Here is a 25,383-nt window from a genome sequence, read left to right on the forward strand (position 1 = left end):
TATCGTAATTTAATTTACATCATTTGTGCAGGCTATCTGGGTCGCTTTTTAAATGTATCACATAAGAATTTACACTTTTTCTTTGGTGCTAATGTGTATCACATAATTCATTACAGAGCTCAAAAAGGGATAAGAGATAGGGAACTGGATAATTCCGGCTTTGCCGGGCATCTTTTAAATACTTCACAGCCTAATTTGACTGCTTTACAAAAATTAAAACAATAAATATAAAAATACAGTGAAGTTAATTATACTCTATTAAAATAATGACTCAGGATTAGTGAGTCGTTCTACTTCAAGTCTCTTTTATTTCTATGTGTTTTTTAATAAAGAGAAATAGTTATATAAAAGCTTTGTTAAGATCGTACTTAAAGGTTTAAGAGACAACAAATTAAAGGCATTAAGTTGAAAATACACTCATTAAAAAAAGTTAAAAAGCAATCGGTTAGGTTGAAAATATACTCATTAAAAAAAGTTAAAAAACAATCGGCTTTGCTACAGGAAAGAATAGCAGCCACCAGCAGTCACCCAAATGATGCAATTGAAATCAATGCAAAAGTCCGTGTTGGCGTCTGTTTAGATATGTCAGCAAGCATGAGAGAGGCAATTAGAAATGGGATTGCTGGTGATGTGGTAAAGAAAACCATCATGATGGGGCTTTTGTTAGATTCAGAAACAAAAGTTGATGTGTTCGGTTTTGGCAATCATGCTGAGCTCTTAGGGACAGTTGAAGCAAGTGATGTTGATGCCTTCTGTGAATCACTTAAGACGGCCCCTACAATGGGTGATACAAAATATTCAAATGCGATTCATACTGTTGTCGATTTTTATGAGCAGAATAATAGTGACATTCCTGCCTATGTTGCCTTCATTACAGATGGTGAAGCTTTAGACAAGGGGCGGGCAACCAGGGTAATGAAAGAGATGTCATCGTCATCTATCTTTTTTCAATTTATAGGTATCGGAGAAGATGACGAGCCAGTTCCCGCAGTTATCAATAATGACAAATCATCATTATCTAAAACAGGAAGACTTAAATCCTTTTTTCATTTACTGATAGGAAAAGAGCAAGAGGAGCAGGTCTGCTTTACCAACAAAGGAATTTTTCGAAAATTCGCTTTCATTAAAAACATGATCAATGAAGATAGTTTTAATAATGTTGGCTTTTTTTCTATTGAGAACCAGGGGGATTTTCAAAACAAATTAACTGTTAGTTTGATGATTATACGCTATATCGGATGGAGTCGGACTAGACAGGCGTTATAACACTACTTTTGCAAAGCGCCTTTTGTTTATTGACTCATATGAGCCTTTAAATACCATTTATAGTATAATATTCCAATTAATTGTTAGCGAAATATTCTGTATGTGGTATATTGCGTTAACAATTAATAGCGTGAAACATATTGAATATCTATCGCGTTTTTTTAAATTTAAACAGGGGATAAACATGGCATTAACGAAAGCACAAATTGAGAAAGCAATCCGAACGGAAGCCAATCTTGATGAAATGCAATTTTCTTTACTAAAGAAAGATGGAGTTTGGCACTGGTCTGGTACTGTAGGTGAAAGCTTAAAAGAGACCAGTACGTCAGAAAAAACACTGGGTGCAATGAATTTAGAAGAATGGGTTAGCAAGTTCAAAGCAGGCCAGAACAAGCCAGTAGAGCTAAAAAGCAATCATGAGCCAGTAGAAGCTAAAAAAGAAAGTGCTAACACTGTAAAGAGTGAAGTTGCACCAACTACAGTGAATGCCAATAAGTCTCATGCTTTTAGAGATTGGATGCATAAACAAAGCCCTAACGATATGCTCCCAAGAGGCCGTTTCTTCAAAGGTCGTGAAGCAGGCGCATACGCTTAAGCCGAAAGTTATTTGCAGGAAATTCCTGCAAATATATTTTAAGAAGAGAATAAATAGAACGCTCCCTTCATGATCTCTTCTTTAATCTTATTACCTATCACACCATAATCCATATTAGCTGTCGTTTCCAAAGGGATGTAGTTTTTTCCTTCGTAGCTAAATGAAAGGCTCATCGGTTTCTCAGATTCAATGACAGCAATAGCGTGTGGTATATTTTTAAACGCCAATATTGCAACTTCACGGTCAGGAAACTGGTGTTCAAGTATTGAAACCAAAAGTAACGCCTTCTCGTCACAGTCGCCCTTGTTATCCATCAGAACAGCCAGCGGTGTTCTAAAGTAGTGCCCTTCAAGCTCGCCGTAGTCATAAGGGATTGCTTGTACAAAGTCGAGATAGAATTGAAGTTGGTCTAATGGATTGTTCATGAGGCTAACAATTGGCTGTGTTTTTCGGTATATGCTTTGTCCCACAGAGGCTTGTGTTTTGAGTGCAAATTTATAGTCAAAAAAGGATGCGTCGCCGATGGTAGTATGATGAAAATACTCTTCTGCCATCTTAGTGACCTCAACCTCGACCAGGCCTCTAACTTCTTTGGCAGCACTATCTGCCTTTTTCTGGCTTTTAGCCGATGCTATAAACTTAAAGCCCTGAGAATAAGACAGTTCAAATTCAACTTTAATGCCGTTTGAACGCTCATATGACCGTACTATCTGGTCGATTCGCGTCTTGAACTCTGGGATTTTATAAACATCAGATAAATTAAAGTCTCGTCGATAGCTAATGTCATCTATGTTTACAGATAGTGAATTTGTTTTTAATTTAAATCCATAATTTCGATAGTTATCTACCGTAAAATTATACGTTAACAATTCGTGTTTAAAGCTAATAGATTGCTCTGAATGCTTCATGTTTGTTATAACACTGTGCTTTGAAGCATTTGCATTAAATGCAAGCCCGGCCAGTATGGCTATTGAAAGAAGTTTTTTCATAAAATAGAGAGCAGAACGATTTAAGTTATCCTTCATATCGTTCTGCTGCATTTCCTTTTAATTATTAGAATATTCGCTGTTGTTCGCGACATTGAGTAACTGAATTATTTAGATATCAATTCGTGTGCCTTAGGCAAAGAGAACCACAGTACAATAGAGCCACCAACGGCAGAAATCGTTGTCCCAAGTAAAACGCCCACTTTGTATGATACAGGGTCGATATCACTAAGCTCGCCGATAAACAAGGACATGGTGAAGCCTATGCCCGCAATCATAGACATACCCAGCAGCATAGGGAATGTGGTGTTGTCAGGTTTCTTAACCCAACCTGTTAGAATTAAAAAGCAGGCAATAATGAATATTCCGACTGTTTTACCTACGAATAATGACGTCGCAATAATAATTGAGATTGGATCTAAAAGATTGTCGAAGCTAACGTTTTCTATATAGACGCCAGCATTACATATGGTAAATAAAGGCACAACAAAAAATGCGACAAATTCGTGTAAGCTGTGCTGAATGTCTTTAAGTGGCATTCTTTTGTCTTCAGTAGGCCCATAAGGAATGGCAAATGCAAGAATAACCCCTGATAGTGTTGCATGAACGCCGCTTTTAACCATAAATGCCCAAAGCACAAACCCGACGATAAAATAAGGCACTAAGTTGACAACGCGACAGTATTTCATTGCGAACAGAACAATCACTGCCGCTCCAGATAGCATGATGTAGGTTGTGTCTATTCCTTTGGAGTAGCCGATTGCTATCACCACAATAGCCATTAGATCGTCAAAAATGGCAAGGGCCAGTAATGTAACTTTAAGGCCAAGAGGGACGCGCTTGCTAAAAAGGCCTAATATTCCTAATGCAAATGCAATATCGGTTGTTGTTGATATTGCCCAGCCTGATATTGTATCCGCACTGAACCCAGTTAATAACAGGAAAATGCATGCAGGCATAACGAACCCGGAAAAAGCTAGATTTACTGGCAATGCAAGCTGTTCAAAAGAAGACAGCCTGCCTTCTTTTACTTCTTCTCGAAGCTCTGCGGCGACAAGAAGAAAAAAGATGGCCATTAAACCTTCATTTGCAAAGTGATGTAATCCCAGATCAACTTCGAGCCCTAACATATTAAATTTTAGCGGTAAGTGAAGGAATTGCTCATAGCTTGCATTCCCAAGGTTAGACCAGGCTAGCGCTACAATTGCTGACATGATCAATGCAATGCCTCCTGCGGACTCAAGGGCTATAAAGTCTTCTATATGCTTCTTCAAACGTTTCATGATTTTCCCATAGGTGTGACAAATAAAATAATTGGTTAATATATTACTATTCAGCCTTAAGTCAATATACAGGTCTATTTGAGCGAGTTGGCATCAATAAAAATAACAGGATGTATTGACAGATATTAGGGAACAAATATTAAGAGGTGTGCTTGATAGAAGCATGAAAAAATCGAACATGCACAATTTATCAGTAGTTAAAAATAGGGGGGAGATTTAATGATTAATAGTGCAAATTGCTACCAAAAAATGGACTGATGGTAGCATGAATAGTTGCTAATACGATGCAGTGGAATCGAAATCGTAAGGGTCTGTAACCTCATATTTCTGACCTTCAAAGATGCCTGCTTCTTTTATTTTTATGATGTTCGGGCGTAAAACAATCATTTCAGTATCAAGAAAGCTGTCAGCGACAAGATGCGCTCCCGTCGAAACAAGGCATGATGTTATGAAATTGCTAGTTCCGCTTCCGTAATGCGCCTTAATGGCTCTTTTAGCATCACCTCCACTCATGTCATGAACCAGCACAAGTGCTTCAGGGCTGACCTCGAAGAAAACATAGCCGTCACCAGGGTGTAAAAGGGCTTTTGATGAGCTATCGTTGCTTGGATTTGAGAAAACACCAATGGGATCATTTTCAAACAAGCAACTTGGGGCGCCTGAGTCTTTAGCGGTGCTGCCACATCGACTTAAATCGAACCCATTGTTAGCAATAGACTCTGCAAATGATGCATTGCCGGTTTTATGCGTCCCAAATAACTGTGAGAATTCATCTTTTACTTTTTCAAGTCTAAAGCCAGGTGGGAGAGAGTTTAAGTTTGACATTAATTGATTCCAAAAAATAATTTAATGTATTTTAACTTGTTTGGGCAACAATTTAAAGTTGGCCCATTGCGAAGAGTCGACAGAGGGAAAACTTAAAAGTTATTGTGCCTGGATGTTTGGCCGATCGATAAATTCCACGAATGAACATTTTTATCCTGCAGCACACAGTTTCTCTGAGTTAGCGCTTTTCGGGCATGGATTAAGATCTAAGCTAACTAGTAAAGCATCGATTTTTATTAATATTACATTTCATGGACCTAATTTTCGCGGTTACCATGTCAAATCCAGTATAACTGGCAATTAATTTAATGAGTTTTTCGTTCAAAAGAGAGGGAAAGAGGGAGCTGGCGCCTTAATCTTTTGCAAAAAAGACCAAAATCGCCTGTATTCGGTGGAAGTTAATTCCAATATTAGACAACATCAACTGGAATTAACTTAATGATTAAATTGTCTAGTTCGGGAAGATAGTCAACTCTACGCGGCGGTTACATCTTCGACCATGCTCAGACTCATTAGAGCAAAGAGGGACAGAATCAGAAAAACCATCAATATTTGTTCGACCATAAGCTAGACCAGAGGCATGGAAGTAGGTGGCAACAGAACGAGCTCTGGCCAAGGACAGCTCATGGTTAAGTGAGTGGTCACCGATGTTGTCAGTATGCCCATCAACTTGAAGTGACGCATGAGGATGCATTTTTAGCACCTTAACAACACTTCTTAGCGTTGACTTAATCGATTGAGATACCTTTGCACTTCCAGATGGGAATAAAATATCACCAGAGAGAATAAGTTTAATATGGTCATCATTACGCTTGATTATAACGCCCGTGTCAGCAAGCTCTCTTCTGAAGTCCTCTTCTTGTTGGTCCATTTTTGAGCCAATTAGTCCTCCTACTGCCGGCCCCGCCGCACATCCTTGAATGCCTAGCTCTCCATTGCCTGTGACGGCTGTTGAAGTGCCAGCTACAGTACATCCGACAATTGCGCCATTAACTAGATTAGTCGTCTCTTGTTGATCAGTGGCCGCGTTATAGTGGGTTGTCTGACAACCGGTAAGCATAAGTAGCAATGAGGAAGCAATTATTGGTGATTTAAACATATGTGTCTCTCTTTTTTGTATCCAAAGTGGCATTAAATAAAGTAAATTCAACAATCAATAATCATATATTATACCGAATCTTGAGGTTTTGACAATACTAGGCTTTGTATATTTTTAAGTTAAGTCAAACTCTATCTTAATGAAAAAAAAGAGTTATCTTTATTTGTTTGGTGTATGTGGTACACTTATCTGTAAGCTACGTCTCCACTAATATTATAAAAAACGGCCTTTGCTGTTAAAGGAAAAATAATGAGTACAAAAGAAGATGAGAAAATCAAATTAACGTTGACTTGCACACGCGGTACCGCAAACGAGCTCCTATCTGCAATCGAGTTCTATTGTAGCAGAGTACCAGACTTAGAAGATGAGCGTGAGTATGAAGATGCCATCATTGCCAAGTTGAAAAAAGCTGGAAGAGTGATCGAAAGGGCCGCTTTTAACAATAAAGCCACTTAAGTAACGTTGTATTTTTAAATATTACTTGGTATCACTTAGTTGTTTTTATTGACCCGTAACCAGATTAATATATAATATCTTGTATATTAACCATTAAATAAAATAACAAAAGAGGCCTGCATGTTTATTAAAAGAATTCATCGTTATGCAGTTAAAAAACTAAAAAGTGGTGCAGCAAGAATCTATATTCAAAATAGCGATACATTAAGAAGTGCTGGTCTTCCTGAAAACTCACTTATTGATATCGAGTACAGCAAAAATTCCATTACCATTAAGTTAGATGAAAATGGAAAAAACAAGATAATGGATACTGGAAGAGGTGCTTTGCTTGAGCTAAAAAATAAAAAGACAGCAGAGTCAGTTGGAGAGTTTGACTTTGTTACGGTCACTTTTAGAAAAGGCAAAGTCGTTATTAGCCTTCATTATGCAGATGTTCAAAAACTCTCGAGAGAGCGTAATATTCTACAAGCGGTAATGAATGGTGAAGCAATCAGAACATCGTCATTCTTCTCTGGGTTAGGCATGCTAAGCTATCACCTCAAAGAGGGGTTAAAGAGAGCAGGGATTGATTCTCAAATAACATTCGCAAATGACATTTGTCCTATTGCAATGGAATGCAATCTTTCTGGGAACCCTATGTGGGACACCGCAAGCCATGATGCATTTGTTTCTGTTGACGCGCTAGAAAACTTAGACCTTTCAGAGTTAAAACCTGCTGATATGGTAGAGGTGGGGTACTCATGTGTTGGCCAGTCGACATTATGTAAAAAAGAAAATAGAGATTTAGATCATCCAATCGCAGGTACTTTATTCGTTAAGCTATTGGCCGCACTTGAAAAAATCAATCCTGCCATTGTTGTGTTTGAAAACACGCCTGCATTTGTTAAGTCTAAAACACTTAATATTATTAAGCGTGAAATGAAAGGGTATCGTTTCGAAGAATGTGTCTTCAATGGCCACGAATTTGGAGAGCTAGAGGCACGTCGAAGAGTCTGTGTTGTTGCTATAAGTGACGGATTGGGTGAGGTTAACTTGAGCAGTGTTTCCCCTGGAGATGAAGTTCAGCATAATATTCTAGGTGACTTCTTAGACCCAGTGCCACTGGACTCAGAGCTTTGGAGGGAAATGGCGCACGTTAAGAAAAAGGTACTAGACCCAAACTTAAACTATAAAAACATGCTCTACAATGGGACTGAGAAGTTAATTGCTACAATAACGGCAACATACTCTTCTCCAAAAGTAGGCTCGCCGATGATTGCCCATCCAACTGTCGATGGATTGCAAAGACAAATTAAGTCTATTGAACATGCGCGTATTAGATTGTTGCCCGACAGAATGTTTGTTGCAGTCAAAAAGATCATTAATGGTGACACACCAATGGTAAGTGCAAAGGGATCTTCAAGTGCGGCGAACCGGTTACTTGGAAACGGAGTGAGTAAAAAGTTATGGCAAGCGATTGGTTGTCATTTAGGCAGTTTTTTGAAAAAAGAAATACTATGTACTTCGGAACAAATAGTGTAGATATTAATTGATTTTAATGTATAGTGGTTCGATATTTTTTGAGCCACTTCTAGTATTTTAAAGCAAAATTTTGCCTTGTCTGCTAATAGCTCCAGCGATAGAAAAGGTTGAAATTAGTTTTAGAGAACCACTGTAAATCAAATCCAACATACCTCTTAATTTGCCACTAAAATATCAATAAAACAATCCAAAATAAACCCAAATTATATTCGGTCATTTGTCATGACCGCTATTCGAAAAGTAAGGAAAAAAAGATGAGCGTTAGACGTTTTAAGATCAAAAAATTCAAAAGAAATAGAGCGAACCATCGAGGCCAGTTCAACCAAACAAAGAAAACCGAGCAGCAAAAGAAAGCACTAGTCGCTTTGTAGGTCAATGTTCCACTCGCCTGGGGTGGTAGCGATGCCTTGTGTAAATACGTCTTCTTTATTTTGTCCCTTTAAGAAACCATGATAGATCCCAGTTACAAGCCATTTCCCTTCTTTGTAAGATAGAAACGGCCTTCCACTTGTCCCAATGGGTGTATGGCAGTTCGGGCTAGAAGTAACATGTGCGCCCTTAATGTATTGTTTGTTTTCGAAGTGACAGCCAACAGTTATCATGTTTTCCTGCTCATCATTTGAAGCTTGCGCTATATAGCTTAATTCAAGGCTACCTTCACTACTCTTTTCAAGTGAAACATCAATGGGCTTTATGCCATCAGGTTGGTTTAGCAATTTAAACGCAGTCACCTCACTTGGAAAGTCGTTAAGGCTATTAACGTATGAGAGTACTTCATGCCTATTAGGCGGCAATATTATCATCGGACGACTGCCATCACTGGGAAAGAAAGCCATATTGGCGATTGCTGGGCCTAACACGCAGTGGCTCAATGAAAGAATTCGACTTTGACTAATTAATGTCCCATAACAGCTTGTGCCTGTTCCATCGATAAATGTCGTTTTCATTTCACCAACGGCGCTTGGCATCGTTTCTTTATGATGTGGAGCAAAGACGGTCATTGCACATGACGATACCGCCGCTGCAATCAACGTAAAGGAAATTATTTTTTTAATCATTCGAATGCCTTAAGCATTTAACTTCAAGTTTTGGCATGGTACATAGTTTGGACTTGAAAATCATTCCTACAATTCATTAATATGATATAATAAGTAAAAAAAGTGGCGGTTAAAGTGAAACCTAATTATGCATTTGGTGTAAACAAAGACGAACTTGCGATCAAAAGATTTATGGATACAAGCGTTAAGACTCAAAAGGTTTATTTATTTAATCCTGCTGATGCAAAAATGATGGCAGATAAAGCCTTAAGAGATAACTTATTGATGAAAGTTAACTTTGTCCATACGAAATCAGGGCCAGTTCCTTGGACAAGAACAATTAGCATGAGTGAAGAGAATGCATTGATTCGCAACAAAGAAAGCTTATCAAGTCTAGCTAAATCCGATGATGGCGAGAGCATGGTTGCACAAGGCGATAAGCAAATTTTGGATCAGATGGAAACGACTGAAAATATGTCGCCAAACCAGTTCCTTAATACTTTTGTTTACAATCAAGAACAAGAGCAAAGCTACGGGCCTGCCATGTAGTGGTATTGCTTAGCCATCCATAACGGTTGGCTAAGCTTACAACTAGATTAAATCTACTGTTTTACTGAGTCTGTCCATTGCTATCTTTTCTAATTGTCTCACTCTTTCTATTGAGATAGAGAGTTCATCTGACAACTCGCTCAATGTTGCTTTATTCTTAGCAAGCCAGCGACTTCTAATGATGATAGATGATCTTTCATCTAATAAACTTAATCCCTTATTGAGCGCTACTGAATTATGAGAACGAATTTCTTGCTCCTCTATTTGATCTGACAATTCAATGTCCGATGAAGCAATGGTGTCAATCAAGCTGTAGCTATCATCGTCTTTAATTCCTACGGAAGCGTCAAGAGACGAACCGGGCGTTTTTATGCGCTTTTCCATTTCTATAACATCACCACTTGTTATGTTTAGCTCGCTTGCAATGGTGTTCGCTTCTTTTAGAGTAAGGCTATTAGTGGTGCTTTTAAGTCTACGCTTATTAAAGAATAATTTTCTTTGAGGCTTTGTTGTTGCGATTTTCATCATAGAAAAATTGCGAACAATATACTCATGAATTTCTGATTTAATCCAATGAACTGCGAACGACACTAGTCTAACACCCGATGTTGGGTCGAATTTATTAATTGCCTTCATTAAACCGATGACGCCTTCTTGGGCTAGATCAATCAGTGGAATACCGTAACCAGAGAATTTCATTGTAATGCGGGCAACAAACTTAAGGTTTGATAAAATAAGCTGAGAATATGAACCCTCATCTTTCGAATCAATGAACGTTAACGCATGCATGCATTCATCTTCTTTGCTTAACTGAGGAAATTGACCTGCTATTTTCATGAACTGAGAAAAGCCTGTAAAGCTGAGTGCTGGAAGTGATGCTGACATGTATTAACTCCTAAATAATGATATGAGTTATTATACTAATCTGTGTATATTCTGTCAAACTATAGTTGATGTGAAAACTTAGGTAGATTTGGTGCTTATTTGATTTGTTCTGCAAGAAGAAAAAAAGGGGGATGGTACGCCCTACTGGACTCGAACCAGTTGCCTACGGCTTAGAAGGCCGTTGCTCTATCCAGATGAGCTAAGGGCGCATAATTAATGCTAACAGCTTAGTGGTTGGCTGTTGAGTGATAATATAATGAATTAGATGATTGGTGTCAACAAAGAGATTGAACAAAATGAAATAAAGTTAAATAAAATAATATTAACCGCCTTAAACTACCTTTTATTTTATTGAAAAGTAACTGTTAAATATATTAAAAGTGATATAATAAAGCGGTAAAAATAATTAATGGGAGAATGACATGGCCAGAGCACTTTGTTTTGAGCAAATAGTGGATACAAGAAATGAGGGCTGCCTTGAGGATCTTGTTAAGATTAAGATTGGAATAATTAATAAGCTAGAACAATTTGAGAATATTAACATTACACTCAATGACGTTAGAGAGCTTGAGTTTAATGAGGGAGCAGGTCAAATGAATACAAGCTATAGGCAGCAGTACCAAATTGATAAGGTAGGCAGAGCCCCGACCTGGAATGAGGTCATTAAGGTAATTAATAGCATTAAAGCGGTTCGCTATACATTTATCAGTAAATAGCGGTTACGGGTGTGCCATATAGCGGTGCACCTAAACAATGATTCCGTCTATTGAACTGGAGAGAGGGGTTTTACTTTTAACTAAGTAGTTATTTGCTTTATTTTATTTTATTTTGGGATCAAAAAAAGGCACAAAGTGCCTTAATGAGATGCTGCAGATTAATTAAAATGTGGCGGAGAGATAGGGATTCGAACCCTAGATGCCCTTTAGAGCATACTCCCTTAGCAGGGGAGCGCTTTCGGCCACTCAGCCACCTCTCCGTAATGTTGATTAATATATTTAAATTGAGTTATTAAGTCAAGTTGATTTTAAGGTAAATCAACCAAACCTTTCAATAAGCTTATTTCGAAGGCAAAATAGTTGAAATAGATTGCTTGTAAATAAGCTGAGTTGTTGTGTTTTTGAGGATGAGACAAGAATCATCAAACGAATCAATCACTCCCTGTAGCTTAATACCATTTTGAAGAAAGATAGAAACGGGTATTTTACCTGCAGAAATTAGCTCGATGAAACGTACTTGTGTTTTAGTGTTTGTCATATAAGACTCTCTTTTGTTGTTTATTATTATAACAGAGATTTGCCATCCCTTTGATGTGTGATAAATTATAGCAAAAGTAGTATAAAGGTCAATACTTATTAATAGATTTTTATATATTAAATTGCATAACTTAAAAAACAGCGCATAAGCAGCCTCATTGTTGGTCTATTTATTTATTGCTATATAGTATAGTAACTTATGTATGTAGATAATATAAGATTTTGAATAATTGCATTGACTAATTATACCAAGTTAAGTATATTAACTTCATCAGTCAGGCGCATAGGCGATATTGCTTATGTGTCTTGTAATTTAGATTAACTGCGGAGAGCCCAATGGCTAATCACTCTAACAAACCTCGACCAAGATTCATTACTGTTACACCTTTAGGGGAGTTTGCTAGTCTTACGCTCGCGGCTGAGAGTGAATTAGTAACACCAATGGCTATCAGTAAGAAACTTAATAACTCTGCGAACACTCGCTACTACAGAAAGTATCCAGGTGGCGTAATCGACTTGGGTGCCAAAAAAAACCGTGACTACAAATTAGATCGCAAAAACTTAATTGGTACGGTGGTCATCACACCAAAAGGGCAGTTTGATACAGCTAAAGATGCCGCGTTCGCTGAAGGTATTTCGCCCTGCACAATGACTTGTCGTATTAAGAATGACAATTACCCTGACTTTTATCGCATTGAATTAAAAGAAGTCAATAAAACAGCTCTCAAAGAGGCCGCATGTTAACTCATGGGTCAATATTAAATGGCAAAGGAATAAAGATGAATTCAGATATTAATACAAGGCAAGAAGTTGCACCTGCAGTTTTTTCAACAGTTAAAGCACTGTTAGAGGGGCATATTATTGTAGTGGGTGACGAAGAATACCGTTATGCAACTAAAGGTCAGGAGCTTTATGAAGAGATTAATGACGTAGAGGATGACCGTGTGTTTGTTGCGACAGAATCAGGTATCTATAAGCGCTATTTCACTTCTAACATGGGATCGGACACTTCTACTAATATGGATTCTGTTAATGTTCACTTAAGACCGTTATGGGCGAATGGGTTTATGTGGGTTCATATTTGTTCCGATTCACTATCAATTATTAGTTCATTAGTAAAAGAAATGACTGAAAAAGAAAAGTTGATCATTTCAGGAAATGTTGTGTTGACAGATATTAATTGTAGAAGCAGAAAATTAGCTAGCAATAGAAATGCCCAAGGGTAAAGGGCAATGGCAACTCGTTTAAATACGGCTTGCCGGACCAACAACATGTTATTAACTTAGAGCCTACTTGTAAATCAAACAAGTAGGCTTTTTGCTTGAGAGGGTTTGTGCTTAGTCTTATCAAGAACGTGCAAAGTAATGCGTCCTATGACATTACAGGCATGTGTTCCTTATAGTTTAATAAGCTTTTCATGGAATTAATATCATTAATAAAAGGGCCCTCATCTAACGAGAGATTAACCAGTCTGTCATAAACGCTTTTGTTACGTACAGGGTCGAGTTCAAGCAAGTCGTGTCCAGAAATTGAAACTAAGAACTTAGTCGGTGCCGAGAGATCATTTTTATTAGGAAACAATCTGAATTTAGGCGTATTGGTTGCTAAAATATTGTCTATGATATCTACGGCTAGATTGTGGGAGAAGGCAAGCTTTGCCTGCGTTAACGTGGCTTCGACTAAAAACTGCGTGTTATTAGTAATGTCTAATGATGTCATTACGTTATCAAAGCTAATATGGTCTTTATACTTAAGGGATGATACGGCTTCAAAGTCATGCCCTTTAAAGATAGAGTCTGTTGATTCAAACACAGGCTCTATTTCAAGATAGGAATACTTTTCGGTTAATTGATTAATTACAATTTGTTCATTGTAATTGTGGAATTTGCTTAGGTTTGCATTGAGGTATTTGTTTGCTTTGTTAAGCCCAGAAATGACTGCCGTAATAAGTTGGTGCTGCCCATCGAATTCCTTAAGCAGTAATGCCATGAAATCTTTCTTCAGAAATAGGTACCGGCTTTTTTTAATCTCTAGTAGCTCATTCATTAATGTTTTGCTTCCAAAAAGATGTTCTTTGCACTGAGATACGGCTTCAAAAGCATCAGAAACAAGTAGCGCTATGCGAGCACGAGTTGATTCGTCTTCTGCGCCCCATGTCTTATTAATGATGTCAGAGCAGGCTTCCATTTCATCTTTAATGGATATCTTCTTGTTTGTTAATAGCACTGCCATAGATTGATTCTCTTTATTATTAAACACATAGGTGTTTGATTTGTTTCTGAAATATATACGTCATTGTATTTTATTGTTATGGATTAGTCTATGCCTTATCCAGACTTTGTTGACGGCAATCATTTTTTAGATATAGTATTTCAGTAATATCATTGAAAAAACATTCATATTGATGAGAAAAATAAAATGAAAAGAAAAATGGCTCGCTTTACACCCGCTTTGTTAGTTGCCACCAGCTTGTTAGTGTCGGGAACGGTTAAGGCAACGGATAACCAGGCAATGAGTTTTTCAACGAACATGTGTGCGAACTCATTTGTTAATAATAATGACAATGCGGGCGCCTCGATGATGGGGTACTGCAAACAAGTAGCGGATAGCGGTGACATGATAGGCGCCGCCATTATGGGTGAGATTTACTTAAATGGTCATAAAGGAGTCGGCAAGAACTATAATAAGGCTTACCAATGGTTTAGTACAGCAGCAGAGCAGGGGCATGTCCCCTCTATAGCAGAGCAGGGAAGAATGCAGATGCTTGGATTAGGTACTTTTACAGACATTGACAGTGGAATAAAGCTAATAGACAGTGCTTTTGATAGCCGTTCAGGTAAGGCTGCTTACTATAAGAGTGTTTTTTATCTTAATGAGGAGTTGTATGATCAATCTCTGGGATTAAGTTATATGGAGAGAGTTCAGAAAGTGTGTGAGTTGAATTTGATTGCTGTGGACTATGGTTACAATGAGAGAAAGTCGGCCTTTGATGAGTTTATCAGTAGTATTGTTAGTTCAATGCCGAACGTGGGGGCCAAATTGCTTTTAGAGTGCACTCAGAGAGTCGAGGATTATCATCGGTCACATAAAGACTTGTTCCTCTATGCTCATGCTGGAAAGCCACTGGCAGACACATGGAAAATGCCTAAGGGGCCATTCCCGGTAACATCTCCTGAGTTCTGGCTAAATATCATTGCACCTAAAGATTAAATAGGGGAGACCTACATATATATTTGCGGCTATCTTCTTTAAGCTTTTTATTGCTTCCCTAAATTGTTATAATATGTGGAAAATAATAACAATAAAATAGGCACCAGTTATGAGCTATAAACAGCAAATAGAATGGTTAAAAAAGAATTATTTCAATCTTAATATTTATGATTTCAAAAAATCTAATAATAAAGTAAAAATAAATGAAGACGTAACACGAATGGATGATGTTGCAGAATTCATTCTTAGTGCAGGCAGCGTTAATATGAAAGTGTTCATTAAAAATGAGTCTTTCATATCTGCCAATGAACAATCAGACAATAAAGGGCCTTTTCGGATCAGGCAAGAGATGATCATTGACGACAAAAAATCTACTGTCGACAAAAAACGAATATTAGAAGATGGCGAATATAAATATGAAGGTAAAAATGATTTTCCAGAATCGATAAGAACGATGATTGGTCGCAGCATTCAAAACTTGTCTACGCATAAGCCCCTTATGTTATCTGATAAACATTATGAAACTTACCAAAAAAACCTTGAAGCAATGAAGAGTAATGACATTGACATTAATGATACTCGCCAAGGCATCATGGATGGTCTTGGCTGGATAAAAGATGACATATACAGTTGCGGTAAAGTAGACAAAGATATTGTTAATAGCTTTATTGATAATGAGATAGAACTCCTCAAATCCCTTTTGCCTGAAGGCATGCAGTTAAATGAAGAAGTTGAAATTTTAGGTGGGTTAAAAAGATTAGGCCACCGCGCTAAAGATGTTGATAAAGTGGAATCGTTATTTAGTGACATTGAAAAAAGTATTGATGTTTGTCTGGACCAGGCAAAAGCAAGTTTTAATACAGAGCCGACTATAGATGACCAGGTGGCCTGCTATAAAGCTGCACAGTTAGACTACTTTAAAGAAATCATGAAGAGTAAAATTAACGAAAAGCAAGCCGGCATTTTGGTTTTAAAGAACAGTATTAGTGAAAAAGAAGAATTTATTACAAATATGCTGAGCATTAATGCTAATAAAGAGGTGTCGAGTACGCTTTCAAATGATCCTGCTCAGTTCCAAAAGCTACTTGATAAAGAGGTTGAGTCATTACAAGAAGCGGAAAGTGAGTGCGACGCACTTATTGCGCAGGCCGAGAACGCGGCGGATTCAATTGAAGCCTTAGGCACAAAAATGCGTTTAGTTCCCAATGAGCTTTTTGAAAGGTTATCTAGTGGCATTGAGCCACCACTTGAAGGCGTAGAGCAAAAAATGCAAGCAGACTTAAATGCTTCTCTGCTTAATTCAGAAAGTCCGAAACTATTTCTCAGATTTGTACAGAAATTTTCAGGTGATGAACAGGATTCAATTGTTTATTTTGCAATGAAAAATGATGGTGCAAGAATAAACAAAATGATAGATGCACATGAAAACAATGAGCTTCAAAAAAGTAGTGAGAACGAATATCACTATGAGCCGTCAATGTAGATCTCTTATTGACCACAATTAAGCCATAGTTAGCGCATAATTCCCGCATTAATGGCGGGAATTGTGCCTAAAGGTATCCCTGCTGTCACAATTGACCTAAAATAATTTTAGTAATATACTTAGTTGCTTCAGAGTAAGGGGTTCAATGGTTAAATTAAGTGCGATTTTGTTATCCCTTTATGTGTCGTCTGCATTCAGTGCTGCGATGGATTTGAGTCGTTTTTATAATCCATTAGTTGATGCTGGTATTCCTAAGAGTTTAATTTCTATGGGATCAGGTAAAGACTGTAAGGAGATTAACAACAGGGCAAATGCTCAGTCTGAAGCATATACGATTTCCCCCGATGGGGTGACAGTGAAAGACGTCTACTGCGATATGGAGACATTTGGCGGTGGATGGACATTGCTGTATTCGTTTGGCAGTCAACCAGTGTCTAAGCAGGCGCTTATTTTGGGTGGTATTAATGACCAGTCTTCCCTGGAAAGCTCAGGACTTAAGCATCGATTTACTCACTTAAACTTGACGCGATATGGTGTTGCTGAAAACGAGCTGCAGCTATTCACATCAGGGCGTGAGCGAGGATATGTTGAATTTACTGTGCCAGCATTTGCTAAAGAAGTACGACTAGATGTGAATACAAAAAAATACAACGGTCGCGTTAATATCATAAAGAATGGCGTATTTCGTTTTTCCATCAACCAAAAAAGCATTAAGTCACCTGTCTTTTTGTCTGTATCACCTAATGACATTTTGAGAATAGAAGAAGATGGGATCCTGTGGGTGTCATCTATTTGGGCGAGGTAACAACTAACCCTAATCCAGCAACAAATGGTAATAGATAATGGAAAGCATTAAGCATAATAATAATAATAAAGTATTGATGGGCATGTTAATGTCGCTATGTGCAGTCGGCCCGGCGTTTGGCGCTAATGTAGCCAAAGAAATAGTATTAAACACAAAGTTAACAGACACTAATTCAACCGCGTCTTTTTCAGGTGTGTTTAATTCATTGATCGACGTTAATGATTATTCAGGTCGGATGGTGCTTGAAGTTGATAGTCGATACAGCCTAGACAAAGACACCGTATCGGTAAGCGACGATGAAGACAATGTCATTAGTACGTCAATTTCTATTGAAGAGTCTCAAATGTTGCCTGGTACATATGATAGCTACAATGTTATTGAAATTAGTTATATGGGAAGCAAAGTGCTTGGAAACTTAACGATCAGTTACCAGGTTTGTTTAAATAAGACTGGGGAGTGTTTACCTGAAGCGACGCATTACTTTTTAAATAAAAAATACGATGAAAAAGAAAACATTGATGAGTCAATTCTTGAATTTAACGAATAATATTTAACAGAACAAATAGGAAGATGATGTTTAATTCAAAAACAAAATCATTAACAAAAAGAAAACCGACTTCTCATGCGACACCTAATGTCAAAGTACAGGAAGAACAAAACGATAATTGTCGCTTTAATAAAACTGCTGCCATCGCGTTAGGGTTTGGGTTATTGGTTGTCTATATGACGCCTGGTTATTTAGAGTCAATGTATTTAAAGACACTGCATAAAGAGCGATCGCCTTCAGCCATTGTTGAAACGGTTAGTACATTAACTTTTAAAGATGTCGTTGGCGTGAAGGGTATCCGCGAAGAGATACGTCGTTCAGCGGCAATAGGTCAACCGGTGTTGTTAGATTTCTATGCAAGCTGGTGCTCTTTTTGCGAGGCCTATAAAAGAAAGACATTTACGGATAAGAAAGTCATTAGTGAGTTGGACCATTATAATCGGATAAGGGTTGATTTGTCTGATGCGAATGACATTAGTCGAGAGGTTTTTGAGGCGTTTGGGATCATTGGATTGCCTGTTATTGATTTTTATAACGAAGAGGGCGTAAGAAACGAAAGAGTGACCGGGTTTGTTGGCCCAGAAGAGTTTGTAGAGCGGTCTCGTCGCAAAGCGACTTAAAGTACCACCTTTTCTTTTTCTTTCCTGCCCCGCTCTAACGTGTCGTTGAGAGCGGGCTGAATTGCTTCGTTATGGGCTTTATTTATTGAGCGGTTTAAGCGAAAGCCAGTTTTCAATAATTGCGTCCCATGAGGTTGCTTCTTCTACATGACGACTCATGGTAAACGAACAAGACTCCTTATCGCTACACGCAATCTCTTGAATAAATCCACCTTTAGGTTTGACGGTAGATTCTCGAAGCGCGACGGATTTACAGATAGGACAAATTAACTTCTTATTTGGTGAGTTTTTGGCGCTCAATTTTTTTACATAATCGCTTGCCGAGGTTGCGCTTAATACGGCATTGATTTTTGAGCTTACTTCGAAAAAGTAATTCGTCATGACTAAGTTATTGTTTGGGTCACCCGCTTCTTTCATAAATGAAGTGTATTGGTCAAGTACAACACTGAACGGAATTTTAATCGGTAGTTTCGTTTTATTTACATGTTCTTCATCAGTCACGATAATGCAGAATCTTACATCTTTTAGCGTTTCAGATTCTTCGACGTAACAAGGCAAAACAGATACTGCAGTCACATAGCCCATAAACGCATTTCTTATTGATACCGCGTTCTGTACTGAGAGGGTGTCTGAGCTATTGTTAATATTAAGCGGCCTATCAAATGTGACTTGTTCACTTAAGAGTGCCGTTTCTTGGTCGATGAATATATTGCCCTTTCCATCGGTTACAAATGCCATTACTTTGTATTTGTTTTTCATTGTAAATTTTTCCAATTATATTTTTAATTTTAATTTTAATTTGGTTTGGGTTCGGTGTTCCGCTTTAGATTTATTAATACCGTCTATTAAAGGCCCGCACGATAAATAGGATTAACAGGATCATTGATATCAAAAAGAGTGATCCCTGATTGCGGCATATGCTTATGCTTGAAGGCTGCAGAATCAATGAAGTATCGGTTGCCAATGGAGTAATGTTTAAAGCTATTTCTTGCACTATAGGTATGCCCATGAAATATATGCTTTAGACCAGGCACAGAAAATCTATCATTCTCTTCTTTTGAAAGAGGTTCGTGATTTGTCATTTCTCTAATGGCTTTTTTAGCAATCCCTCTATCCCACATGCAATCATGCAAGAAGTCGTGATCTTGCTCCGTTAGTTTTTTGACAACTGTTTCCCATGGCATCCCGATAGGTGTAGAAGCGTGAACAATGCCTACTAAGCCATTTGCTGTTTCTATTTGGATGGCTGGATAGAGTTTATCTAGGAATAATGCTGCCATGTCTTTAAGTTGGGTTTCAGATAAGCCAAAGAACCAATTGTCTATCGGAAAGCAAGTTAAAGGTTTATTTGAACTAAAGAGGTGTTCGTTATTAAAAAATGCAAATTGAGCATCATGGTTACCAAAAACAGAAAAGAAGAAATCTTGTTTAAGCCACTCAATTGCCACTTTAGAATTTTGTCCTTTATCGACCAGGTCACCAGCGACAAGAATTCTGTCAACTTGTGGGTCAAAGTTGACTTTTTTCAGTCCTTTTTTGAGTTCATGGAATTCACCATGAATATCACTAGCTACGATATCTCTTCCCTGTTTGTTTTCAGAGAGAAGGAGTGGGGAATTAAACATCTGTCGCCTTTAGTTTACAGTGATACAAGGTATTATTATAACCACAAATAGTATAACGGTCAATTTTAGTGGTGCATCTGAGACCACGTACTAAACACATCGAAATAAAAATAAAAGCCTAAATAATACACGGACTTAGCGCAAAGACAATGAGACCTTGAGAATTCTCAAACAAACAGATAGAATCCATCGCCAATAAAAGTCATAACAATAAAAACAAGGAGACTAGAGGTGAGTAAAATTTCTGACGCTTTAAAATCGAGTGTTTACGATGATATTAACGAAGGTGTAGAGTTTTCATTAATTAGTATCCCTAAACATCTCATGGACATAAAGAAAATATGCTTATCTTCTGACAGCTCTGTAGACGAGGTTATCGAAGCGATTGAAAGGGACCCTGGCTTAACCGGCTTTCTCATTAAGATGGCGAACACTATTCACTACTTAGGTCAAATAAACTCAATTACCTCTATCAAAGAAGCTTGTTTAAGAATGGGGCTGAGAAAAGTGGGTAATTACGCAATCTTGTATGCCACAAAACTAATGTATGAAATTAAGATCAAACATAGCAGCATCTCAGATGAAATGAAAAGAAACCTGAGGGAAGCTAAAAAGATATCCACCAGCGCGGTAGAGAGTGCTAAAAAACTCAAACAAGAAGGCCTGAAGTTCGACTTGTCAGAAATACAAACAACAGTCTCTTTGTACTTTGCGAGTGTACTACCCGTGTATGCAAAAGCCGGGCAACTTGATTTTGATAAAATTATTACAGACGACATTCAACGAGCATCTGGTGAATTAAGAACCATGTTAGTTCAGTCTCTTTTCAAGTATGTCGGCTACTCAAGTTCTGAAACAGAAAAAATCACCTTTGGTATGGGCGGAAAGATAGACTGGCTTGATATTGTTCACAAAGAAATCTATTTAAATGACAACAATATGGTTAGTCAAAGCATTAAAGAAAGGTTAAGTCATATTGGGTTTATCGAGGAAATATAGTCACTGTATCGATAACGTTGTGAGGAGCTGCCAGATTAGCTGGCATACCTTATATTATTGAGGCCTCTTAATAGCATCAAAACTGAAGCTATATTACCTTTACCAGCTAATGTTTAGTGGCATCACTTAATGTCTCGTTTATAAAGCACGAAACATCAAAGAAGCCCATCATATCACAGCTATAGAACTGGTCTCCGACTTGGACAATGTCGCCGACAGACATTGATGTATGAGACAGCCCGGCCTTTGAAATAATTGGTCGTGCTTCGCCATTTGGAGACCAAACTTCGCCTTGCATCATAGTGAAGATTTCTTCTAATTGACAAGTAATATCAGATGACGCTTCAGCATATAGTGTACCGACTAGCTTGTGTGAGACATTAAGCTCAACCTTCAGTCCGTTTTCAATACCAAATTTAATACCAATACCAGAAACGGCACGGAACGTTTCGCGAGTTTGGTACCAGATTTTAATCTCTGTTTGAGAAAGTTTTTTATGAAGCAGTGCATTAAGATTTGTCATTTAAGTTCTTCTTATTGTATTAACGTAAATTAAAGCAAACATGTGTTTAAACGGTGTTTGTTCGTAAACCAGATAAGTACTTATTATATCTTATTTTGTATATTGAGTCTATATTTATGATGTATGATTTATGGCATTAACAAACTTCATTATCGCCTTATTACGCTACATGATGTCCTACAAGCTATCAAAATGCGGGTGATTTAAGATAAGAAAGTATACAGGAGGGAGTACTCGTTATATTGCATCTTTGATGCAGACAAAAAAAGAGGGGGATCTAAGTGACATAGGGGGTAATGATTAACCAGGAGTGGAATTACTGAAAGCTCTAATGGCCAGCTATTTTAGGTATAATTCTTTTTTTATGGCAACTTAGAAATTTTAATATCTTTAATTTAATATAATTATTATTGACTGTTAATATTAACTTAGTTATATTATGTCATTCGAAAGGGGCGCGCCCCATTAACTTAAAGAGAAGCAAACATGGCATTTGACTGGCTTAAAACCGGGTTAGGTAAGTTAGAAGATATTAAAAAATCTGCCCTTAAATTTAAAAGTAAAGAGTTTCTAGAAGCTGTCGTTGCTGCAAGCTACATGGTTGCCAGCGCCGATGGTAATGTAGATAGCGATGAGAAAACAAAGCTACTAAATTTTCTAAAAATAGATGATCAACTCAGCATTTATTCTCCTGACGACATCATTACCATGTTTAATAAGTACAAAGATTTGTATGAATTCGATGCGGATGTCGCCAATGCAAGTGCACTGAAAGCTATTGGTAAATTCAGTGACAATAAAGAAAAAAGCAACTACCTCATCCGTCTCGTCTGCTCTATTGGTGCTGCTGATGGCTCATTTGACCAAAATGAGAAAAAAGTAGTAAGCAAAATCTGCACAGAACTCAACATTGAACCATCTCAATTCGAACTATAAAATAAAAAAGGTATATACAAATAATGGAAAATTTAAAATTCTTTAAGTTTAGCTTTCTGCTAACCGCGCTAGGCCTAGGTCTGGCTATGTTCATCGGTGGCCCTAAAGCACTCTTTATCGTCTCAGTATTAACCATCATGGAGATCTCTCTCTCTTTTGATAACGCTGTTGTTAATGCCGCCATTCTTAAAGATATGGACCCGAAATGGCAGAAGCGCTTTCTTACATGGGGGATCTTAATCGCAGTGTTCGGTATGCGTATCGTATTCCCATTATTAGTTGTTTGTGTTGCTGGTGGAATCTCACCATTAGAAGCGCTTGATATTGCAATCAATGACCACGCACAGTACGCCGCTTATATGCATCAGGAGCACATTTCTCTGATGGGATTCGGCTCAGGCTTTCTTTTGCTTGTTGGTTTAAATTACTTTATCGATGAAGAAAAAGAAACAAATTGGTTCAACGGGATCGAAAGCACTCTAACTAAAATCGGCAAAATACCACTAGGCCCAGTTATTGTAACAGGCATTATGTTAGCCGGAATCTCAGTGTATGGGTTAGGTTTTGGTGGCGAAACAACTGAATTTGCTATTGCTGCTCAGCTAGGTGTTTTGAGCCATGAAGTTATTGGCTTTATTGCTAAAACCATGGAAGGAAATGAAGAAAAACGAAGTGAAGCCGCTGCTAAAGGTGCTCAAGCTGTAGCTAAGAATGGCCTAGCAATGTTCATGTACCTTGAAGTGTTAGATGCAAGTTTCTCATTCGATGGCGTTATTGGTGCGTTCGCTATTACCACTGATATCTTCATTATCGCTATCGGGCTGGGTGTAGGTGCAATGTTTGTTCGTTCTCTTACTATTTTACTAGTTGAAAAAGGAACACTGTCTGAGTACAAATACCTTGAGCATGGTGCGTTTTACGCAATCATCGCACTAGCTATTATAATGGCAGTTAAAAGCTTCTATGATGTCCCTGAGGTTGTTACCGGCCTAATTGGTGTAAGCTTTATCGTCTTTGCCATTATTGCTTCAATTGTCGAAGCCCGAAAAGAAACGAAAGCTGAAGACAAGTTAGCAAGCGAAGCCACTAACAATAGCACTGTGAATACTCATCGTACTGGGAATGCTAACCGTACTGCGAGTATTAAAGGCAATACGGCTCATAGAAACGCCGACCACAATGCTGAGTTTGAACATACTGATAATACAGCTAATAAATACAAGCCTGATAATCATTCAAATAGTTTTCATGATAGCAACAGAAACAATGCTGTTCATGACGACTCAAGCAATAACTGCTCTGAATCAATCTCAAATACAAGTTTAAATACAAGCTCAGTCTTAAATGATAGTTGCTCAGTCTCTGATAGCAGTGAATAAGGCAATTAAGCCTAAACGGCTCAAAGCACAATTGATTTAAGTACAACAAAAAAACTAAAACCTTAAGCACTGTCCCTAACAACAGTGCTTATTACAAAACAAGGAATTAACAATATGAATATTTCATTAAAAAAAGGCGCTCGCATTAGTCTTCTTAAAGAAGATGAGTCTCTGAAAATTTTAAAAGTAGGCTTAGGCTGGAAAACTAAAAAAACAGAAGGTAAAAAGTTTGATGTCGATTCTGCAGTCATCTTGCTTGATAAAGACGATAAAGTCTTTGATGAAAGTTCTTTTATCTACTTTCATAACCCTGAATCTAAATGCGGATCTATCAAACATCTAGGTGATAATACAACCGGTACCGATACAAATGTCGATGCGGAAATCATTGAAATTGAATTAGATAAGCTGCCAGAAACAGTCTGCAAAATCTTAATCCCGGTGAGTATTCATGAAGCTGAAAGTCGTTCTCAAAACTTTGGCCAAATCGATGATTCTTATATCCGTTTGGTAAATAAAGATACAGATAAAGAAATTGCACGTTACGACCTGTCAGAAGATTACTCTATTGAAACATGTATTATCTTCGCACAAGTTTACCGTAAAGATGGTGTGTGGCGCGCACAAGCTAAAGGTGAAGGCTTCGCAGGTGGTTTACCCGCTCTATTAACTTCGTTCGGTTTCGAAGTAGAATAATCAAGCCAAAAAATTAATTGTTGCCCATCCGTTACAGAGGAAGGGCAATAGCATTACAAACAATCTCTAATGGTAACTAAATGACTAAAATGATCTCTCTAGCGAAAGGTGAAAGAACCTCTCTAACAAAGAAAAACAAAGTAAAGCTTAATAAAATTATCGTCGGCCTAGGTTGGAAAGCAAACAAAGGTTCAGGTCTAGCAATTGACATGGATGCAAGTGCAATCATGCTAAACGAATCAGGCCAAGCAGAAAGCATGGATGATTTTATTTATTATGATCATGAATGTTCACCTTGTGGTTCAATTATGACAACAGGCGATGATGAAGAAGGCGATGATGCTGTAGATGCTGTAGAAATTGAAGGCGATTGCGAGCAATTAGTTATATCACTTAATGATGTTCCTGACCGTATCAAATCAATTGTGATCGTTACCTCTATTTATGATGCAAAAAATCGTAAACAAGATTTTAGTAAAACAGTTAATTCATATATTCGCTTGATTGACGCCAAAGACATAGATTTTGAATTGAATACAATTGATGACATCAGTGAAGACGTATTAACAGAAAAAACTTTCTGTAAGCATGAGCTTGTTTCTGGTGGTGTTAATGAAACGGCCTTTGTATTTGCTGAATTCTACCGTGAAGGCAATGGATGGGGCTTTAAAGCCAACAGTGAAGGTTTTAAAACAGGTTTAGGTGGCGTAGGTCGAAGCTATGGCTTGCCTTTGTCTGACGAATAGTTCCACATAAATCACCCTAATACACACATACTTTGCCTAAATATTAAATTTAGGCTAAT

At 37.7% G+C, this 25,383-nt stretch carries 29 protein-coding genes and 2 tRNA genes; 18 read left to right on the forward strand and 13 right to left on the reverse strand.

Annotation, left to right across the window (positions count from 1 at the left end; all coding sequences use genetic code 11):
- Window positions 1-405: 405 nt before the first annotated feature.
- Both SP041_RS01020 and SP041_RS01025 read left to right on the forward strand, forming a co-directional pair.
- Window positions 406-1,266, forward strand: coding sequence for a VWA domain-containing protein (locus SP041_RS01020; RefSeq protein WP_137297191.1), 861 nt, complete (start codon window positions 406-408; stop codon window positions 1,264-1,266).
- Window positions 1,267-1,450: 184 nt separating this feature from the next.
- Window positions 1,451-1,861, forward strand: coding sequence for a hypothetical protein (locus tag SP041_RS01025; RefSeq protein ID WP_137297192.1), 411 nt, complete (start codon window positions 1,451-1,453; stop codon window positions 1,859-1,861).
- Between the two features lie 38 nt (window positions 1,862-1,899).
- Here the strand turns inward: SP041_RS01025 and SP041_RS01030 are convergent, their stop codons facing one another.
- The 4 genes from SP041_RS01030 to SP041_RS01045 all read right to left on the reverse strand — a co-directional run bounded on the left by SP041_RS01030 (window position 1,900) and on the right by SP041_RS01045 (window position 6,015).
- Window positions 1,900-2,901 (reverse strand): hypothetical protein, encoded by a 1,002-nt coding sequence (locus SP041_RS01030; RefSeq protein WP_137297193.1) that lies wholly within the window; start codon window positions 2,899-2,901, stop codon window positions 1,900-1,902.
- A 53-nt stretch (window positions 2,902-2,954) separates the two neighbouring features.
- Entirely contained in the window at window positions 2,955-4,130 is a 1,176-nt protein-coding gene (gene nhaA / locus SP041_RS01035; RefSeq protein WP_137297194.1) for a Na+/H+ antiporter NhaA, read from the reverse strand.
- 276 nt (window positions 4,131-4,406) lie between these two features.
- The gene (locus SP041_RS01040) at window positions 4,407-4,955 is read right to left on the reverse strand and encodes a hypothetical protein (RefSeq protein ID WP_137297195.1); all 549 of its coding nucleotides are present in this window, start codon (window positions 4,953-4,955) and stop codon (window positions 4,407-4,409) included.
- A gap of 451 nt (window positions 4,956-5,406) precedes the next feature.
- On the reverse strand, window positions 5,407-6,015 hold the full coding sequence (locus SP041_RS01045; protein WP_170968510.1) for an OmpA family protein: 609 nt from the start codon (window positions 6,013-6,015) through the stop codon (window positions 5,407-5,409).
- A 288-nt stretch (window positions 6,016-6,303) separates the two neighbouring features.
- Here SP041_RS01045 and SP041_RS01050 point away from each other — a divergent pair, with 288 nt between their 5' ends.
- On the forward strand, window positions 6,304-6,510 hold the full coding sequence (locus SP041_RS01050) for a hypothetical protein (RefSeq protein ID WP_137297197.1): 207 nt from the start codon (window positions 6,304-6,306) through the stop codon (window positions 6,508-6,510).
- Between the two features lie 120 nt (window positions 6,511-6,630).
- On the forward strand, window positions 6,631-8,031 hold the full coding sequence (locus tag SP041_RS01055; protein ID WP_137297198.1) for a DNA cytosine methyltransferase: 1,401 nt from the start codon (window positions 6,631-6,633) through the stop codon (window positions 8,029-8,031).
- A gap of 356 nt (window positions 8,032-8,387) precedes the next feature.
- Here the strand turns inward: SP041_RS01055 and SP041_RS01060 are convergent, their stop codons facing one another.
- Window positions 8,388-9,089 (reverse strand): hypothetical protein, encoded by a 702-nt coding sequence (locus SP041_RS01060; RefSeq protein ID WP_137297199.1) that lies wholly within the window; start codon window positions 9,087-9,089, stop codon window positions 8,388-8,390.
- A 114-nt stretch (window positions 9,090-9,203) separates the two neighbouring features.
- Here SP041_RS01060 and SP041_RS01065 point away from each other — a divergent pair, with 114 nt between their 5' ends.
- Window positions 9,204-9,617: a hypothetical protein gene (locus SP041_RS01065; protein WP_137297200.1), complete on the forward strand. Its 414-nt coding sequence runs from the start codon at window positions 9,204-9,206 to the stop codon at window positions 9,615-9,617.
- A gap of 42 nt (window positions 9,618-9,659) precedes the next feature.
- Here the strand turns inward: SP041_RS01065 and SP041_RS01070 are convergent, their stop codons facing one another.
- Complete coding sequence (locus SP041_RS01070; protein WP_137297201.1) at window positions 9,660-10,502, reverse strand: RNA polymerase factor sigma-32; 843 nt, start codon at window positions 10,500-10,502, stop codon at window positions 9,660-9,662.
- 132 nt (window positions 10,503-10,634) lie between these two features.
- Window positions 10,635-10,711: transfer RNA gene (locus SP041_RS01075), tRNA-Arg, on the reverse strand.
- A 213-nt stretch (window positions 10,712-10,924) separates the two neighbouring features.
- On the opposite strand from SP041_RS01075, the gene SP041_RS01080 reads away from it, so the two are divergent.
- A complete protein-coding gene (locus SP041_RS01080) occupies window positions 10,925-11,218 on the forward strand; it encodes a hypothetical protein (RefSeq protein WP_137297202.1) in 294 nt (97 codons plus the stop codon).
- Between the two features lie 170 nt (window positions 11,219-11,388).
- Here SP041_RS01080 and SP041_RS01085 read toward each other — a convergent pair.
- Together SP041_RS01085 and SP041_RS01090 are read right to left on the reverse strand one after the other, a co-directional pair.
- Window positions 11,389-11,478, reverse strand: a tRNA-Ser gene (locus tag SP041_RS01085).
- 80 nt (window positions 11,479-11,558) lie between these two features.
- Window positions 11,559-11,756: an RNA chaperone Hfq gene (locus SP041_RS01090; RefSeq protein ID WP_137297203.1), complete on the reverse strand. Its 198-nt coding sequence runs from the start codon at window positions 11,754-11,756 to the stop codon at window positions 11,559-11,561.
- A gap of 335 nt (window positions 11,757-12,091) precedes the next feature.
- Between SP041_RS01090 and SP041_RS01095 the strand changes: the two genes are divergently transcribed.
- Entirely contained in the window at window positions 12,092-12,499 is a 408-nt protein-coding gene (locus tag SP041_RS01095; RefSeq protein ID WP_137297204.1) for a hypothetical protein, read from the forward strand.
- Complete coding sequence (locus tag SP041_RS01100; RefSeq protein WP_137297205.1) at window positions 12,493-12,981, forward strand: hypothetical protein; 489 nt, start codon at window positions 12,493-12,495, stop codon at window positions 12,979-12,981. The genes SP041_RS01095 and SP041_RS01100 overlap by 7 nt, the downstream gene beginning before the upstream one ends.
- A gap of 145 nt (window positions 12,982-13,126) precedes the next feature.
- Here the strand turns inward: SP041_RS01100 and SP041_RS01105 are convergent, their stop codons facing one another.
- Complete coding sequence (locus SP041_RS01105) at window positions 13,127-13,987, reverse strand: hypothetical protein (protein ID WP_137297206.1); 861 nt, start codon at window positions 13,985-13,987, stop codon at window positions 13,127-13,129.
- Window positions 13,988-14,173: 186 nt separating this feature from the next.
- Between SP041_RS01105 and SP041_RS01110 the strand changes: the two genes are divergently transcribed.
- The 5 genes from SP041_RS01110 (at window position 14,174) to SP041_RS01130 (ending at window position 18,420) form a co-directional block, all read left to right on the forward strand.
- Window positions 14,174-14,965 carry an SEL1-like repeat protein gene (locus SP041_RS01110; protein ID WP_137297207.1) on the forward strand — a complete coding sequence of 264 codons (792 nt, stop codon included), beginning with the start codon at window positions 14,174-14,176 and terminating at the stop codon, window positions 14,963-14,965.
- 109 nt (window positions 14,966-15,074) lie between these two features.
- A complete protein-coding gene (locus SP041_RS01115) occupies window positions 15,075-16,448 on the forward strand; it encodes a hypothetical protein (protein ID WP_137297208.1) in 1,374 nt (457 codons plus the stop codon).
- Window positions 16,449-16,593: 145 nt separating this feature from the next.
- Window positions 16,594-17,253, forward strand: coding sequence for a fibrinogen-like YCDxxxxGGGW domain-containing protein (locus SP041_RS01120; RefSeq protein WP_137297209.1), 660 nt, complete (start codon window positions 16,594-16,596; stop codon window positions 17,251-17,253).
- Between the two features lie 37 nt (window positions 17,254-17,290).
- Window positions 17,291-17,800, forward strand: coding sequence for a hypothetical protein (locus tag SP041_RS01125; protein ID WP_137297210.1), 510 nt, complete (start codon window positions 17,291-17,293; stop codon window positions 17,798-17,800).
- Window positions 17,801-17,823: 23 nt separating this feature from the next.
- Entirely contained in the window at window positions 17,824-18,420 is a 597-nt protein-coding gene (locus tag SP041_RS01130) for a thioredoxin fold domain-containing protein (RefSeq protein ID WP_137297211.1), read from the forward strand.
- Between the two features lie 78 nt (window positions 18,421-18,498).
- Here SP041_RS01130 and SP041_RS01135 read toward each other — a convergent pair whose 3' ends face one another.
- Both SP041_RS01135 and SP041_RS01140 read right to left on the reverse strand, forming a co-directional pair.
- Complete coding sequence (locus SP041_RS01135) at window positions 18,499-19,179, reverse strand: hypothetical protein (RefSeq protein ID WP_137297212.1); 681 nt, start codon at window positions 19,177-19,179, stop codon at window positions 18,499-18,501.
- An 86-nt stretch (window positions 19,180-19,265) separates the two neighbouring features.
- Entirely contained in the window at window positions 19,266-20,045 is a 780-nt protein-coding gene (locus tag SP041_RS01140) for a metallophosphoesterase (RefSeq protein WP_137297213.1), read from the reverse strand.
- A 231-nt stretch (window positions 20,046-20,276) separates the two neighbouring features.
- On the opposite strand from SP041_RS01140, the gene SP041_RS01145 reads away from it, so the two are divergent.
- Window positions 20,277-21,044: an HDOD domain-containing protein gene (locus SP041_RS01145; protein WP_137297214.1), complete on the forward strand. Its 768-nt coding sequence runs from the start codon at window positions 20,277-20,279 to the stop codon at window positions 21,042-21,044.
- A 106-nt stretch (window positions 21,045-21,150) separates the two neighbouring features.
- On the opposite strand, the gene SP041_RS01150 is transcribed toward SP041_RS01145, so the two are convergent.
- Window positions 21,151-21,567, reverse strand: coding sequence for a hypothetical protein (locus SP041_RS01150; protein WP_137297215.1), 417 nt, complete (start codon window positions 21,565-21,567; stop codon window positions 21,151-21,153).
- Between the two features lie 486 nt (window positions 21,568-22,053).
- Between SP041_RS01150 and SP041_RS01155 the strand changes: the two genes are divergently transcribed.
- From SP041_RS01155 to SP041_RS01170, 4 genes are all read left to right on the forward strand, one after another.
- Entirely contained in the window at window positions 22,054-22,503 is a 450-nt protein-coding gene (locus tag SP041_RS01155) for a TerB family tellurite resistance protein (RefSeq protein WP_137297216.1), read from the forward strand.
- Between the two features lie 23 nt (window positions 22,504-22,526).
- Entirely contained in the window at window positions 22,527-23,882 is a 1,356-nt protein-coding gene (locus tag SP041_RS01160) for a DUF475 domain-containing protein (protein WP_137297217.1), read from the forward strand.
- A 114-nt stretch (window positions 23,883-23,996) separates the two neighbouring features.
- A complete protein-coding gene (locus SP041_RS01165) occupies window positions 23,997-24,578 on the forward strand; it encodes a TerD family protein (RefSeq protein ID WP_137297218.1) in 582 nt (193 codons plus the stop codon).
- Window positions 24,579-24,658: 80 nt separating this feature from the next.
- Window positions 24,659-25,324, forward strand: a complete 666-nt coding sequence (locus SP041_RS01170) for a TerD family protein (protein ID WP_137297219.1) — start codon at window positions 24,659-24,661, stop codon at window positions 25,322-25,324.
- The last annotated feature ends 59 nt before the right edge of the window (window positions 25,325-25,383 follow it).

It is taken from the genome of Psychromonas sp. SP041, from assembly GCF_000470315.2.
GTDB lineage: Bacteria > Pseudomonadota > Gammaproteobacteria > Enterobacterales > Psychromonadaceae > Psychromonas.